11 protein-coding genes are annotated in these 15,382 nt (G+C 27.9%); 2 read left to right on the top strand and 9 right to left on the bottom strand.

The window, feature by feature from the left end:
• Nucleotides 1–140: 140 nt before the first annotated feature.
• The gene (purB, locus tag KGF48_RS00390; RefSeq protein ID WP_227839597.1) at nucleotides 141–1,586 is read right to left on the bottom strand and encodes an adenylosuccinate lyase; all 1,446 of its coding nucleotides are present in this window, start codon (nucleotides 1,584–1,586) and stop codon (nucleotides 141–143) included.
• Between the two features lie 140 nt (nucleotides 1,587–1,726).
• Nucleotides 1,727–2,638, bottom strand: a complete 912-nt coding sequence (locus tag KGF48_RS00385; protein ID WP_227839596.1) for a tyrosine-type recombinase/integrase — start codon at nucleotides 2,636–2,638, stop codon at nucleotides 1,727–1,729.
• Between the two features lie 255 nt (nucleotides 2,639–2,893).
• Here KGF48_RS00385 and KGF48_RS00380 point away from each other — a divergent pair, with 255 nt between their 5' ends.
• Together KGF48_RS00380 and lepB are read left to right on the top strand one after the other, a co-directional pair.
• Nucleotides 2,894–3,718: an undecaprenyl-diphosphate phosphatase gene (locus KGF48_RS00380; RefSeq protein ID WP_227839595.1), complete on the top strand. Its 825-nt coding sequence runs from the start codon at nucleotides 2,894–2,896 to the stop codon at nucleotides 3,716–3,718.
• A 39-nt stretch (nucleotides 3,719–3,757) separates the two neighbouring features.
• Nucleotides 3,758–4,288, top strand: a complete 531-nt coding sequence (gene lepB / locus KGF48_RS00375) for a signal peptidase I (protein WP_227827212.1) — start codon at nucleotides 3,758–3,760, stop codon at nucleotides 4,286–4,288.
• A 77-nt stretch (nucleotides 4,289–4,365) separates the two neighbouring features.
• Here the strand turns inward: lepB and KGF48_RS00370 are convergent, their stop codons facing one another.
• From KGF48_RS00370 to mnmH, 7 genes are all read right to left on the bottom strand, one after another.
• Complete coding sequence (locus KGF48_RS00370) at nucleotides 4,366–6,153, bottom strand: UvrD-helicase domain-containing protein (protein WP_227867630.1); 1,788 nt, start codon at nucleotides 6,151–6,153, stop codon at nucleotides 4,366–4,368.
• Nucleotides 6,154–6,535: 382 nt separating this feature from the next.
• Nucleotides 6,536–8,875, bottom strand: a complete 2,340-nt coding sequence (locus tag KGF48_RS00365) for a diguanylate cyclase (protein ID WP_227839906.1) — start codon at nucleotides 8,873–8,875, stop codon at nucleotides 6,536–6,538.
• Between the two features lie 536 nt (nucleotides 8,876–9,411).
• Entirely contained in the window at nucleotides 9,412–10,953 is a 1,542-nt protein-coding gene (gene rny / locus KGF48_RS00360; RefSeq protein ID WP_227827476.1) for a ribonuclease Y, read from the bottom strand.
• A 175-nt stretch (nucleotides 10,954–11,128) separates the two neighbouring features.
• Complete coding sequence (recA, locus tag KGF48_RS00355) at nucleotides 11,129–12,175, bottom strand: recombinase RecA (RefSeq protein ID WP_227827209.1); 1,047 nt, start codon at nucleotides 12,173–12,175, stop codon at nucleotides 11,129–11,131.
• 289 nt (nucleotides 12,176–12,464) lie between these two features.
• A complete protein-coding gene (pgsA, locus tag KGF48_RS00350) occupies nucleotides 12,465–13,007 on the bottom strand; it encodes a CDP-diacylglycerol--glycerol-3-phosphate 3-phosphatidyltransferase (RefSeq protein WP_227827208.1) in 543 nt (180 codons plus the stop codon).
• Nucleotides 12,994–14,328 carry a 30S ribosomal protein S12 methylthiotransferase RimO gene (gene rimO, locus KGF48_RS00345; protein WP_227839907.1) on the bottom strand — a complete coding sequence of 445 codons (1,335 nt, stop codon included), beginning with the start codon at nucleotides 14,326–14,328 and terminating at the stop codon, nucleotides 12,994–12,996. Before rimO ends, pgsA begins: the two co-directional genes overlap by 14 nt.
• Nucleotides 14,322–15,380 carry a tRNA 2-selenouridine(34) synthase MnmH gene (gene mnmH / locus KGF48_RS00340; protein ID WP_227839909.1) on the bottom strand — a complete coding sequence of 353 codons (1,059 nt, stop codon included), beginning with the start codon at nucleotides 15,378–15,380 and terminating at the stop codon, nucleotides 14,322–14,324. The genes rimO and mnmH overlap by 7 nt, the downstream gene beginning before the upstream one ends.
• Between the last annotated feature and the right edge of the window lie 2 nt (nucleotides 15,381–15,382).

Here is a 15,382-nt window from a genome sequence, read left to right as displayed (position 1 = left end):
ATAGCTATTTTATTGAATTCATGATATAGTAAATAAGGAAGAACTCTTCACAGCGGTGAAGAGCAGACGCTAGCCCATTAAAATGGCTATCTTATTTATAAATAAGATAGCCGTTTTTAATTATATTTTATCTATAAAACTTACACTCTTAAATCCACATCTACTTTTCCTAAATCTTCTTTATAATCTTTTATAGCTGGTTCTACAACTTCATTTACAAATTCTACAACTTGTTCTGGAGCTCTACCTATAAAGTTTTTTGGGTCCATTATAGATAATATTTCTTCCTTGCTCATTTTAAATGAATCATCATTCATTATAAGCTCAATTAAATTATTATCTTTTCCTTCATGTTTAACTCTATAAGCAGCTTTCATAGAATATTCTCTTATTATCTCATGTAATTCCTGTCTATCTCCACCTCTTTTTACAGCTTCCATAAGTATTGTTTCTGTAGCCATAAAAGGAAGTTCTTCATTTACACGTTTATTTATCATATTTTCATATACTACTAACCCATCAGTTACATTTATACCTATTTCAAGTATAGCATCTGCTGCCATAAAAGCTTGAGGTATAGCTAATCTTTTATTGGCTGAGTCATCTAATGTTCTCTCTAACCATTGAGTAGCCTGTACCATTGCAGGGCTTATAGATTCAGATATTATATATTTAGATAAAGAAGCTATTCTTTCACTTCTCATTGGATTTCTTTTATAGGCCATTGCTGATGAACCTATTTGATTTTTTTCAAATGGCTCTTCTAATTCTTTTAGACTTTGTAAAAGTCTTATATCATTAGTCATTTTATGCATACTTTGAGCTATTCCTGATAATACACTTATTACTTGATAGTCTAGCTTTCTAGTATATGTTTGTCCACTTACTGCATAAGAAGAACTATATCCCATTTTTTTACAAATTTTCTTATCTAGCTCTTTTACTTTTTCATGGTCTCCTTCAAATAAACTTAAAAAACTTGCTTGAGTCCCAGTAGTCCCTTTAACTCCTCTTAATTTCATATTATCTATTCTATAATTTAAGTCTTCTAAATCAAGGATTAAATCTTGAGCCCACAAACAAGCTCTTTTCCCTACTGTTGTAAGTTGTGCTGCTTGAAAGTGCGTAAAACCAAGAGCTGGCATATCCTTATACTTAAGTGCAAATTCTTTTAAGTTATTTATTAAATTTACAAGCTTTACTCTTAGAAGTTTTAAGGCTTCATTCATTTGTACAACGTCTGTATTATCTCCAACATAAGCAGATGTTGCTCCTAGATGGATGATTCCTTTAGCTTTTTCACATTGTAAACCATACGCTTTTACATGAGACATTACATCATGTCTTACTTCTTTTTCTATTTTTCTAGCTTCATCAAAATTTATATTATCTATATTAGCTCTTAACTCATCTAATTGTTCTTCAGTTATATTGATTCCTAACTCATGCTCACCTTCAGCAAGAGCAACCCATAATCTTCTCCATGTAGAAAATTTAAATTGTGGAGAAAATATATAACTCATATCTTTACTACAGTATCTATCTGTAAGCGGATTTGAGTACGTAGTATATTTGTTATCTATCATTATATTAGCACCTTCCTTAAATCTTTTGTTGTATAGTTATTATGTACATATTAGTACATAAATAATTATATATAATTTTACGAACTATAACAAGACTTTTTTATTTTTTGTTCACATTTATATAGAGTGTTTTTTACGTGCTAATACTTTTTATTTATATCTAGATTATCTTTCTCAATTAAATAATCCACAATCTCGCTATCAACAAAATTCAATACATATTTATATCTAATTGCATAGTATTTATCACTCCAGCCAAGTTGATTTTTTACGTCACCCTCATCCGCCCCAAGTCTTAAACTTATTGCTGCAAATGAATGTCTAAAGTCTCTTGCTGAATATTGAGAAAGTCCTGCTAAATCTAATGCTTTTTTTACTATCAATCTGACATTTCTATCTGTTATAGAATTGCTTTTTTGAGTTGTAAAAATAAAATCATCATTAGGTATTATTACTTCTGGAAGTCCAGAATAATTTCTGTAGTCTTCTAAAAGCCTAAAAAAGTATGGATGTAACTTTACTACTCTCTCTTTTCTTCCCTTTCCTAGTCTAACATACGAGTTATCGTTTTCATCTACCATAAGGTCTTTCCACTTTAAGCTAACTAATTCATTTAATAAACACCCAGTAGTAACTAGACAGACTATTATCACTCTATCTCTTATATTCAGTTTTGGTAAAATACCTATAAGCTTATTTATTTCCTGTATGCTTAAAACATCATCCTTTGTCTTTATTCTAGTTACTGTTGGTTTTTCTACATGTCTAAATGGATTTATATCTATATATCCTTCTTTTTTTAAAAAGTTATAAAAACTATGTAAATAACTATATATCTTTTCACAGGTTGATTTTGCATATTTGGTTTGTATATAGTCCACAAAATTTTTACAATCTTCTTTTGTTACATAAATTAATTCTTTTCCTTTTAGAAACTCTTTAAATAACATAACCTTTGATAAATAATCGTGTTTTGTACTTGGGTTTAATTTTGTCGAAAAAACATTAAAAGTTTCATACTCATAATCATCCAATATTTTCGTACTATACATAATAACTCCTTTCCTTTTCATAAAATAAAATAGTTATACTTTTACTATACCATATATTTCCCCTTCATATATACCCCTTATTCAATAGACAAGTTTCAAGTTTATTTTTTTAAATTATGAAGGTTTTATGAAAATATCAATCTTCCATTGTGCACTACACAGTACTGTGGTATTATAAGTTAGTAAAAGGTGGCATATTTTATTAATATTTGAGTAAAATATGCTACTATAAATTTGTATTGGAGGTATTTAAATTTGGAAACATTTAGTTTGCTTGAAGTTTTTAAAGCAGTCATTTTGGGAATAGTTCAAGGAATTACAGAATGGCTACCAGTAAGTAGTACAGGGCATATGATATTAGTTGATGAATTTATAAAATTGAATTTTTCATCTACATTTATAAATACATTTTTAGTTGTAATTCAATTTGGTTCAATATTAGCTGTACTTGTTATATTTTTTAGGAAGTTAAATCCTTTTGATAGTGCAAAGAATACTAAACAAAAAAAAGAAACAGTTCGCTTATGGCTTAAGGTTATAATTGCAGTTATACCATCTGGAGTTATTGGTATACTGTTTGAGGATGATATAGACAGATTATTCTTCAATTCAACAGTAGTTGCAATTGCTCTTATTGTATATGGTATAATAATGATAGGACTTGAAAGTAGAAATAAAAGACCAAAATATAAAGATTTTTCTCAAGTTACATATAAACTAGCTCTTTGTATAGGTTTATTCCAATGTCTAGCTCTTATTCCAGGTACATCTAGATCTGGTTCAACTATAATCGGTGCAGTATTACTTGGTACTTCTAGATACGTAGCAGCAGAATTTTCATTCTTCTTAGCTATTCCTACAATGCTTGGAGCTAGTGCATTAAAACTTTTAAAAGCTGGATTTGGATTTACTGGATTTGAATGGCTTATTCTGGGTGTTGGCTCTTTAGTAGCTTTTGTAGTTTCAATCGTAGTTATTAAGTTTTTTATGGATTATATCAAAAAACACGATTTTAAAGTCTTTGGTTATTATAGAATAATTTTGGGTATAGTTGTTCTTGGTTATTTCTTTTTATTCTAGAGTATTTTAATTTAATGACAAATGATAAGGAGAAAAATTATGAGTGTTAAAAAGGAAATATTTGATTGGATTAAGTCAATAGCCATGGCTATTGTACTTGCATTTGTAATATTACAATTTATAAGACCTTCTATTGTTAGTGGAGAATCAATGTATCCTACTTTAGACGATAAAGACTATTTAATTTTAAATAGAATATCATATAAAGTTGGTAAACCCGAAAAAGGTGATATTGTAGTTTTTAAAACTGATTTAGTTGATGGAGATACTGGAAAGAAAAAAGATTTAATAAAGAGAGTTATAGCTACTGAAGGTGACAGTATAAAAATATCCAATTCTAAAGTGTATGTAAATGGCAAATTAATAACTGAACCATATATACATAATAATTATACTTCTGGAGATGTAGATACAGTCGTTCCAAAAGGAAAGTTATTTGCAATGGGTGATAATAGAGAAAATAGTAATGATAGTAGATTCCCAGATGTAGGTATGGTTGATGAAGATGAAATTATTGGTAAGGTCATGGTAAGATTATTACCTTTTGATAATATTGGAAAAGTAAGTTAAAAAAATAAGAGACTGAATTGGTAATATTTATTCCACACAATTCAGTCTCTTTTAATTTTTTGAATTCAAAATACGTTTTATTTCCTATCCTCTTTTGATTCTGTAATAATTCTTATTATATCACTTGCATCTTCATTAAAGGTTGTTACTATACTTAGATAGTCAGTTGCCCTGCTCATAGCCAAATAAACCTTATTTAAATCACCTACAAAGTCATTTACTTGATAATCTTGCTCTGTATCATTTATTGTTTGATTATATAACATTTCTAACTCACATATTATTATCGATTTATATTCTAAATTCTTTATTGTATATATATTTGCTATTGTCGTTCCTATCTTCTTACTTATGTTTGTTAAGTTATCTTCTGCACATATATAAGGAATTTGTGCTTCTTCTAATGCCTTTTTTAACATGTATTGAAAATAAATAGTTTTTCCACTTTTTAATTTCTTCTTATTATAAGGATATACAATAGCAACTTCAGAATAATCAAGACCTTTTTTGCTTATCAAATATTCGATTTCCCATATTACAGAACTTATTTGGTCATCTAAATCACTTACTTTTATTATATCAACCGACTTATTACCACCTCTAAGTGCTTTTGTATTAAAAAAAGTATTAAACTTTGTATTAGGTCTTAATTCATTAATATAAGCATTAGAATTATTTGAAAAATTATTTGTAAAATCAACAATTTCTTTAGCTTGCCTATAATTTTTATTTAATATGATTTTATCATCAAACTCTATATTACTATATAGTTTCCTAAATATATTTAATCTATTAAAGATATTTAAAGAGTTACAAGAATACACATTAAATATGAATTTTGTTTTATATAAAAACTCTCTTATAAAATCTATTTCATAATCTAAAAAACTTTCTGCTTCATCAATGAAAATAGCCTTAAACATGTTTTTATTCTTTATAATGTTTTGTGCTTGCTTTACAAGATTATTAAATGTTTTTTCATAATCATTTTTTAACATATTGTAGTCAATGATTAGATTATATTTTTTAGCTAATTTAAATATAAAAGAACTAAATGTATGAACTTCTAAATTGTTGTTATCTTTATATAATAATTCAATTCTTTCTCGAAGTTCATTACATAGTTGTTTTGTATGTGTAAATATTAGTAATTTATGATGTGGATATACTTTTGCCAGTTTTATAGCTCTAGAAAGCATATTTGCCGTTTTCCCTATACCAGAACCGCCTTCAATAAGTGTATTTCCATATTTAATAGAAATAGCATCTTTAATTTGAATTTCTTCCATCATAGTTGCTGTATATTTATAGTCATCATTGTAGAAGGAAATTTTTTTAAATTTTTCGTTTAGGTGAAGTGTGTCATTTATTATATAGTATTCTGAACATATATCTAATAAAAATAAATTTAAATTTATTTCATCATTTTTTTCCTTAAGATATTCATCCAGTGAAGCACTAGCCATTATATCTTGAAGCTTATTTTTATCTATTATATTATTATTCACAAATTCTTCAAACTCATAAGCTTCGTCTACTTCAACATATGGCATAATATAAACATAATTATAGCTTATATTTCTATTCTTTTGTCTCATTTTTAGTTTCAAAAGCTCATATTCCTCATGCATAACTTCAAGTAACTCTTCTTCCAAAATAAAATATATATCTTCTGTTGTATCCATAAATTTTATAAATAAAATTTTTCCATCTTTTATATACAACAAGTCAGTATTTATTCCTTTAAAAGGAGTAACTTTTGGCACTACTTTAACGTCCTCATTGATATTTTCGTAAAATACTTTCTCGAATTCTTTCAATTTCAGGGCGTCTAACTGAGAGTTTATATTTATGTATTGGCTCACTTACATTACCTCCTTCTGTTATAATTAATTATACCATTTTAAACTATATTTTTATATATACTTTTTATAGGCAAATTTAGCAAACAAATTCAAAATAAGTACAAATAAATACAAAACTATTAAAGAAAAATTGCAATAACTATAGATATTTATTGTTATAAAATATTTTATGTAGATAATAAATTGATAAATTTCATAATTAATGTTTAAAATAATAAGTAAAATCTTTAAAATGACGAATCTTCTCGTCTAGAAATATAAAAACTTAGTATTAAAAAATTTAAAAACCTGCTAATAAAAATAGATTGATTTTTAGCAGGTTTTATTTATAATCTTTGTATATTGATACTATTATATTAAATTTTATATTTTGCTGTGATATTTAATTTTTATTTTCTGATATGAGACTAAGACTTGATATATCTGTATAAATCGCATAAAAAACAGGATAACGATTTTGATATAACTCGTTTACAAATGTACCTTGCATTCTTACAGGGAAAATATGACCATCTGTATGACACAAACGGAAAACCACTTCAAAAGTCTCTCTCTTAGAAATTGCTTCTCCTAATGTATTAAGTACTATTTGTAAGTCATCTTGTAATACTGGTGAAAGAACATCAAAGTTTGCAGATGAAACAACATGTGCAGAATATCCAGTGAATTCAAGCATTTTTTGATTAAAATAAAGTAATTTCAACTTTTCCATACAAGCAAATTTGACAATACCATCAGTAGCCATTTCCAATAATACTTTTATATCTCTAGGGTTTATGTGAAATGACATACTATCCATAGAATCATCCGAAAATACATGATAAGAATTTTTCCCATGGCTTTTTGCATAATAAAGTGCTTGGTCTGCTTTTTCATATAACTCAGAATATACGCAACCATGTTCAGGATACATTGCTACACCAATACTACATGTAATAGAAAACTCCTCTTGCTCAGCAAATTTCTTCTGATTAATTTTAGAACAAAAACGCTCTAATTTATCTATAAGTACATAGTTATTGCTATTAAAGTTTTTTATCAATACTACAAACTCATCTCCACCAATACGTCCTATAATATCATCCTCTCGAAATTGAGATTTCAATTCTAATGCAAATTCATTTATAATAAAATCTCCAAATGCATGACCATATTTATCATTTACATTTTTAAAATCATCAATATCAAATATTAGAAAAACATGTTCTGAATCTTGATTGTTCTTGTTTTCTAGAAATGAACTAATAAATTCCTCTGTTACACCCTTATTGTAAAGGCCAGTAAGAGAATCAAGTTGAGAGCGTTCAAGTAGTAATAATTCTCTATTTTTTTCCTCATCTATATTTTTACGATAAGATATCATACGAACAGATTCATCTGATGTCCAAAAGAAAATTCGTGCATTAATTCTAATCCAGTGATAATTTTCCCCATCTTTCTTAATTAAAAAATCATAGCTTATATTATTAATTCCGCTATTATAACACTTAAGAACATTTTCTGGTAAGAACGTCTCTAAATAACCCTGTGCATACTCTCCTTTGATTTGTTCTTTAGCAATTGTATATAGTGCTTCATCATATGGTGTATTAAGCCCTAAGCCAAACTCATGAAAATATCTATTTGAATCTTCACAACCAGCTCTATTATTAGTAACATCAATCTCAAAAATATTTTCATAAAGTTCTTCAGTAGATTGACTTAACAACTTTTGATATTCTAATTTCTGAGAAACACTAAGCTTCATTATTTGACTTTTATACTTCTTAAGTACACGTGTAATTGTAAAAAGTACAAATATTATAATCAAAATTATAACTGCAATTCCTTTTAAAAATTGTATCTGAAGTTGCTTACTCATTACAGTCAAATCAGTCTCTAAAACAAGATGCCATTTTAAACTAGATATATACTGACATACAACATAACTTTTTGATTTTTCAGATGAATGCCAAAAACTCCTCTGCTCTTTTTTATTATTTAATATTAACTCCTTTGAATCATATAAATCACTACTAGAATTTTCAAAGAAATTTATATGCTCATAACCAGTTTTTTCTGATGTTAATTGTACAAATCCTTTATCATCAATTAAATGTGCTACAACATCAAATTTATCATCATATTCTTTAAGCAACATTTGTAATGAATTAACCTTTAATCCAACTCCTATAATTCCCATAGTTGATCCATTATCATCTTTTATCTTACAGTTTACAAATACTGTAATACTATTATTGCTTGCTTCATCATTATCAACATTTAATGAATATTCATCATTATTCTTTAAGAAATTATAATACCATTGATTCTCTGAATTATTAACACTAAGATTTCTATCAAGCCCATTAAAATGATAATAGTTATTTGTTTTAGCGGATACTAGAAAAACAGAATCATATGAGTATTTATTCTTGTATGCATTCAAGTAATCTTGTAATTTATAAGTAAATTCCTCATCATTTATATGTTCTTTCTCACCATCTAAAAAGTTTTTTAATAAACTATCATTTGCCATGGTAAGAGATACATTTATAGGTTCTGAAAGGAGTTTATCTATCTGATAATAGATACCTTCAGCAGCCAATGTGGATACATGCTCAATATCATTTTTAAAAATATTAGTATTAGATTGGTATCCAATTACAGAAGTAGCTACAAAACCAAGAGTAATAATAGTGCAAACAATAACATTTGTATGTAAAAGTGTATTTTTTTTCATAGTATGTCCCCTCTTTAACCCTCACTTTGGCTTCATTGTATTTTCACCTTCTTTAAATATAATTATTTCAAGTAGTAAACTCTTTAAAACTTTAAATTTTTATATTCATCTGTTACTTTTTATAAAACAACAGAAATATACAAATACATCATATAAAGCACATCATCAAAATTAAAAGTCTAAAAAGATTTATATTTTTTTCAAATATATTATTTATCGTTCACAATAACGTTGATTAAAAGTTTTTTGATATGACATTCCTATAGTCAATTCTGCCTAACTATAATTTGTCATATAATAGATTATTTTATCACTTCATTATATCAAACAAACTTAAATAATTATACAAACAATGTGTATATAAGGATTAATTTTATTAATTCTTTATAATTAATTAATCTTTATCCCCTTTATACTTATTTCAAATTGTATCATTTTAAGCCCTAAAAATTAAAAAACCACAGGATAAATCATTCTATCCTGTGGCAAATTTAAATTTTTAAAAATATTTTTGTTATCATTTAGATATTTATATTTTATTTTGCATATTCTATAGCTCTTGTTTCTCTTATTATACTTACTTTTATTTGTCCAGGATATTCAAGCTCATCCTCTATTTTCTTAGTCATATCTCTCGCTAATAAGTGTATTTCTTCATCATTTATGGCTTCTGGTTTTACCATTATTCTAATCTCTCTACCAGCTTGTATAGCAAATGATTTTTCTACACCTTCGTATGAATTAGCTATTTCTTCTAATTTTTCAAGTCTCTTAATATAAGCTTCCAAAGTCTCTCTTCTAGCACCAGGTCTAGCAGCTGATATCGCATCTGCTGCTGTAACTAATACAGCTTCTACGGTCTGAGGCTCATAATCTCCATGATGTGTACTCATAGCATGTATAACTTCTTTAGATTCCTTATAACGTCTAAGTAAATCCATACCTATTTCAACATGTGTACCTTCCATTTCATGGTCTACAGCCTTACCTATATCATGTAATAAACCAGCTCTCTTAGCTAATCTAATGTCTGCACCTATCTCAGCAGCCATTATACCAGCTATATGAGCAACTTCTATAGAATGTTTAAGAACATTTTGTCCATAACTAGTTCTATAATTAAGTCTACCTAATAATCTTATTAATTCTGGATGAATTCCATGTACACTAGTTTCAAATGCAGCTTGTTCACCATATTCTTTTATAATATTGTCAACTTCTTTTCTCGCTTTTTCAACCATTTCTTCAATTCTAGCTGGATGTATTCTTCCATCTGCTATTAATTTCTCTAGAGCAATTCTTGCAATTTCTCTTCTTATTGGATCAAATCCTGATAAAATTACTGCTTCTGGAGTGTCATCTATTATAAGGTCTATCCCTGTTAAAGTTTCTAGAGTCCTTATATTTCTACCTTCTCTACCTATTATTCTACCCTTCATTTCATCATTAGGTAAGCTTACTACTGTAACAGTAGTTTCAGCTACGTGATCTGCTGCACATTTTTGAATTGCATATCCTATAATTTCTCTTGATTTCTTATCAGCTTCTTCTTTAGCTTGACCTTCTATCTCTTTTATCATTATAGACATTTCACGTCTTACATCTCTCTCAGCATTTGTTAAAATAATTTCTTTAGCCTTATCAGATGTAATTCCTGATATGCTTTCTAATTTTTCCAATTGTTGAGTTTTTATTACTTCGACTTCTTCTTCTTTCTTTTCAACTGTCTTTAATTTTTCACTTAGATTTACTTCTTTAGATTCTAAATTTTGTAATTTTCTATCTAAGACTTCTTCTTTTTGTACTACTCTTTTTTCATACTTTTGTACTTCTGTTCTTCTTTCTTTGTTTTCTCTTTCAGCTTCTGTTCTCCACTTATGGATCTCTTCTTTAGCTTCTAATAACTTTTCTTTCTGTACTGTTTCTGAGTCGTGGTGTGCTTTATCTATTATTTCTTTGGCCAAGTTTTCAGCTTGTCCAAGTTTTGCTTCAGATATATTTTTTCTAACAAAATATCCAGCTATAATACCAACAGCTGCACCTATTACAATCATTACTACACTATCTATGACATCCACCTCCTTCGTTAATAATCCCAAAATGTCATCACTATGATTAAAAAATATTCCTAATAATTAAAATTAAATTTAGATATTTTATCCTCACTTAATTTTATAATTTTTTCAACATTGTGTCAAGCTAATAGGGAGCGTGGTATGTCCTTATTTAATAGTTATTTTTTTATATTTTCACTTATTTTTCAACAACGTCTTCTGATACCAAAGTACCGGCTTCTTCACTAACCTCATTTAAATTGTAAAATGTTCTAACTTTTTCATCTATTTCATTAGTTAAATCCATATTATCCTCTAGGAATTTTTTTACATTTTCTCTTCCTTGTCCAAGTTTAGTATCATTGTAACTATACCATGAACCTGATTTTTTAACTATATCTATGTCAGCAGCTATATCTAAAAGATCTCCAATTTTTGATATACCTTCTCCATACATTATATCAAATTCAGATTGTTTAAATGGTGGTGCTACTTTGTTTTTAACAACCTTAACTCTTGTTCTGCTTCCTATAACCTTGTCACCTTGTTTTATTGTGTCTATTTTTCTAACATCCAATCTAACTGATGAGTAGAACTTTAATGCACGTCCTCCAGTAGTCGTTTCTGGATTTCCAAACATTATTCCTACTTTCTCTCTTAATTGGTTTATAAATATAGCAACACAATTTGATTTTTTAATCGAACCAGTTAATTTTCTAAGTGCTTGAGACATAAGTCTAGCTTGTAAACCTACATGAGAATCACCCATATCTCCGTCTATTTCTGCTTTTGGAACCAATGCTGCAACTGAATCTATTACTATTATATCAATTGCACCACTTCTTATTAATGCCTCTGCTATTTCTAAGGCTTGTTCTCCTGTATCTGGTTGAGATATGATTAGATTATCAACATCCACACCTAATGCTTTTGCATATACTGGGTCAAGTGCATGTTCAGCATCTATAAATGCAGCTATTCCTCCATTTTTTTGAGCTGATGCTACACAACTAAGTGCAACAGTCGTCTTACCAGAAGATTCTGGACCATATATTTCAACTATTCTCCCTCTAGGTAGACCTCCTATACCAATAGCTATATCTAAACCGATTGCTCCTGTTGATATAACATCTATAGACATAGACGTTGCTTCTCCCAATTTCATTACTGAACCTTTACCAAAATCTTTTTCAATTTTACCTAAAGCTTCATTCAACGCTTTTAATTTTTCTTGATCTACACTCATCTCTATACCATCCCTTCATTTATCTACAAACATTTGTTCTCTTGTTATATATTAATTATATAACATAAATCAAACCTAGTCAATTTAAAAACGCTCCTAATGATTATATTTTTATTTGCTACATTTTATTTATAAACCATTATCAATAATTATATACACAAAAGAAAATATTACCGAAAAAGAAAAGAGGTATACTATAATAGTATACCCTTTTTTACATTTTTAAAGTTTTAAGTTGCTATTTTTTATTTATTAATCAATCAATTTATGTTTTTTAAATGATAATATTCTATTTTGAGGACATGAAAAGTTCTTTATTTTTATATAGGTATTCCCATCCAGAATATAAAGTAAGCAGTGTTGCTATAAGTATAAGAATTCCACCTATATTTAGTATTAATTCATTTTCAAACTGAGCTCCTAACAATAAAATCACTACTGATACCATTTGAGTTATAGTTTTAAGTTTTCCACTGCCACCAGCTGCTATTACTTTTCCATCAGCAGCTGCTATAGCCCTCAATATACTAACTGTAAGTTCTCTAGCTACTATTATAATTACCATCCAACTACTTACTAGACCATCTTCTATCATACATGTAAGTGCTGAGATTACTAATAATTTGTCTGCTAATGGGTCCATAAACTTCCCAAAATCAGTGACTAAGTTATACTTTCTAGCTATTTTTCCATCTAGTGCATCAGTAATTGAAGCTACTATAAAAATAATACAAGCTAATAAAAACTTGTTTGGTACATTAAATAACATTATTAAAACAAATACTGGAATTAAAAATATTCTAAACAAAGTTAATTTGTTAGGCAAGTTCATATACAACATCTCCCATTAAATCGTATTCCATTGCATCATTTATTTGAACACTTACGAATTCTCCTACTTCAAGATTATCTACACTTTTTACATATACTATACTATCAATTTCTTCTGCATCGCCCTGTGTTCTTCCTGTATATACATTATCTTCTATTTGCTCTTCTATTAGTACTTCATATGTTTTTCCTATTTTTTTATCATTAAGTTCTTCAGATATTTTTTGTTGAATCATCATTAAAGTATCTCTTCTTTGTATTTTTACTTCTTCATCTATATGATTTGGTAATTTATCTGCTGGTGTATCTTCTTCTCTTGAATATGCAAATGCACCTAACCTATCAAATTTGACTTCTTTGACAAAATTTACAAGCTGTTTAAAATCTTCTTCTGTTTCACCAGGAAAACCTACTATTATTGTAGTTCTAAGTATAGCATCTGGTATATTCTTTCTTATAAGTTTAATTTTATTTAATATATCCTCTTTACTAGTTTTTCTATTCATTAACTTTAAAATACTGTTACTTGCATGTTGTATTGGCATATCAAAATAGCTACATATATTATCATGTTCTTTTATAACTTTAATCAATTCTTCTGTTATTGATTCTGGATATGAGTACATGACTCTTATCCATTTAAGCCCATTTATCTTTGCAAGTTCTTCTAAAAGTTCTGGTAATCTCTCTTTACCATATAAATCAAAACCATACTTTGTAGTATCTTGAGCTATAACTACAAGTTCTTTTACTCCAGATTCAGCCAATTTATTTGCTTCTTTAATTATATCTTCAAATCTTCTACTTCTATATTTACCTCTAAGCTTAGGTATTATACAATAAGTACAATTATTGGAACATCCTTCTCCAATTTTTAAGTATGCCATATAGCTAGGCGTAGATAGATATCTTGGTAAGTCCTCATTAAATACAAACTCTATATCATCAAGACTTACAATTTGATGTTTCTCACTCAAATCTTTAAGTATATCATCTATATTTTGGTAGCTTCCTGTACCAACTATTGCATCTATTTCTGGAATTTCAGTTTTTAATTCCTCAGAGTATCTTTGAGCTAAACATCCTGTTACTATCAACAGCTTTAGATTCCCAGTCTGTTTTAATTCTGCAAATTCTATTATAGTATCAATTGATTCTTGCTTAGCTGACTCTATAAACCCACAAGTATTTACTATAATTACATCAGCTTCTTCAAAATCTCCTATCAATTTATAACCTTTTTTATTTAAAATTCCCATCATTATTTCTGCATCCACCAAATTTTTTGAGCATCCTAATGATTCTAATGCTATCTTTAACATTTTTTCTCTCCTTCCAATATGCTCTCATATAAGCCTATAACATATTCTAGGGCTTTTTGTGTGTCATCAAAATTTACAATTTTATTATACTTATATTTTTCCACTGAATGCATATAAAGTGGGTCGTAATATTCTATAAGATATTTTTTTACAAGTTCTTCATATTTGCCTAATTCTAATAAATCAATATATTCATCTACTGCTTTATGACCCAATCTTTTTCTGAATTTATTTATACACTCTTTTAAAACCAATATATTATCTTCATCTTTACCATAAATATAATCTCTACAAAGTCTATTGACTCTATTATCAATATCACATTCCAGTAGTATATGATACCCATCTCGTATCATTGCATCGAAGATTTCATTAGGAACTGTGACACTTCCAACTCGCTTACTTTCACTTTCAACAAATATATAATCCTTTTTTGAGAAAAATATACTTTCAAATAATTTAGTTTCAAAGTTCTTTTGAGATGGTGGCTTCTCATCAAATGTTATAAAACCAAAAGTTGAACCACTATTTTTAGCTATTCCTTCTAAATCTAATACATCTATTTCTTTTTTCTTCAATAAATGCAATAAATCAGTCTTTCCTGAGCCAGTTAATCCATGCACAGATATAAAGTTCTTTGTATTCATTATATTTCTTAAGTAATCCAATACAAAGTTTCTATAAGCCTTATATCCACCTTCAAGTTGATAAACATTTACACCTAATGATGACAATACATTTACTATACTTCCACTTCTCATTCCGCCTCTTGCACAATATATGACAATATTATCATAATTTGCTGTAAGCTCTGCTGCTTGTAAATATATATCCTTTAGCTTATACGATACATAATCAAATCCCTTTTGTATTGCTTCATGCTTTCCCTGCATCTTATAAATAGTTCCAACTTCATTATGCTCATTGTTTTTAAAAAGGGGCATATTAAAAGCATTTAATATATGGTCTTCTTCATATTCCCCTTCTGTTCTTACATCTACAAAAACTACTTTTTCTAGCTTAAGTGCCTTTTCTATTTCTATAACCGACAATT

The sequence above is a fragment of the Clostridioides sp. ZZV15-6388 genome (assembly GCF_020657755.1).
GTDB lineage: Bacteria > Bacillota > Clostridia > Peptostreptococcales > Peptostreptococcaceae > Clostridioides.
Note: the sequence above shows the minus strand (reverse complement) of the source record. Positions and strands in the feature narration are given on the sequence as shown.

What these genes read in the sequence shown, in the direction of transcription:
- rimO (WP_227839907.1), bottom strand. Translation starts at nt 14,328, where the DNA reads ATGTTAAAGATAGCATTAGAATCATTAGGATGCTCAAAAAATTTGGTG.
- recA (WP_227827209.1), bottom strand. Translation starts at nt 12,175, where the DNA reads ATGAGTGTAGATCAAGAAAAATTAAAAGCGTTGAATGAAGCTTTAGGT.
- pgsA (WP_227827208.1), bottom strand. Translation starts at nt 13,007, where the DNA reads ATGAACTTGCCTAACAAATTAACTTTGTTTAGAATATTTTTAATTCCA.
- KGF48_RS00385 (WP_227839596.1), bottom strand. Translation starts at nt 2,638, where the DNA reads ATGTATAGTACGAAAATATTGGATGATTATGAGTATGAAACTTTTAAT.
- KGF48_RS00365 (WP_227839906.1), bottom strand. Translation starts at nt 8,875, where the DNA reads ATGAAAAAAAATACACTTTTACATACAAATGTTATTGTTTGCACTATT.
- lepB (WP_227827212.1), top strand. Translation starts at nt 3,758, where the DNA reads ATGAGTGTTAAAAAGGAAATATTTGATTGGATTAAGTCAATAGCCATG.
- purB (WP_227839597.1), bottom strand. Translation starts at nt 1,586, where the DNA reads ATGATAGATAACAAATATACTACGTACTCAAATCCGCTTACAGATAGA.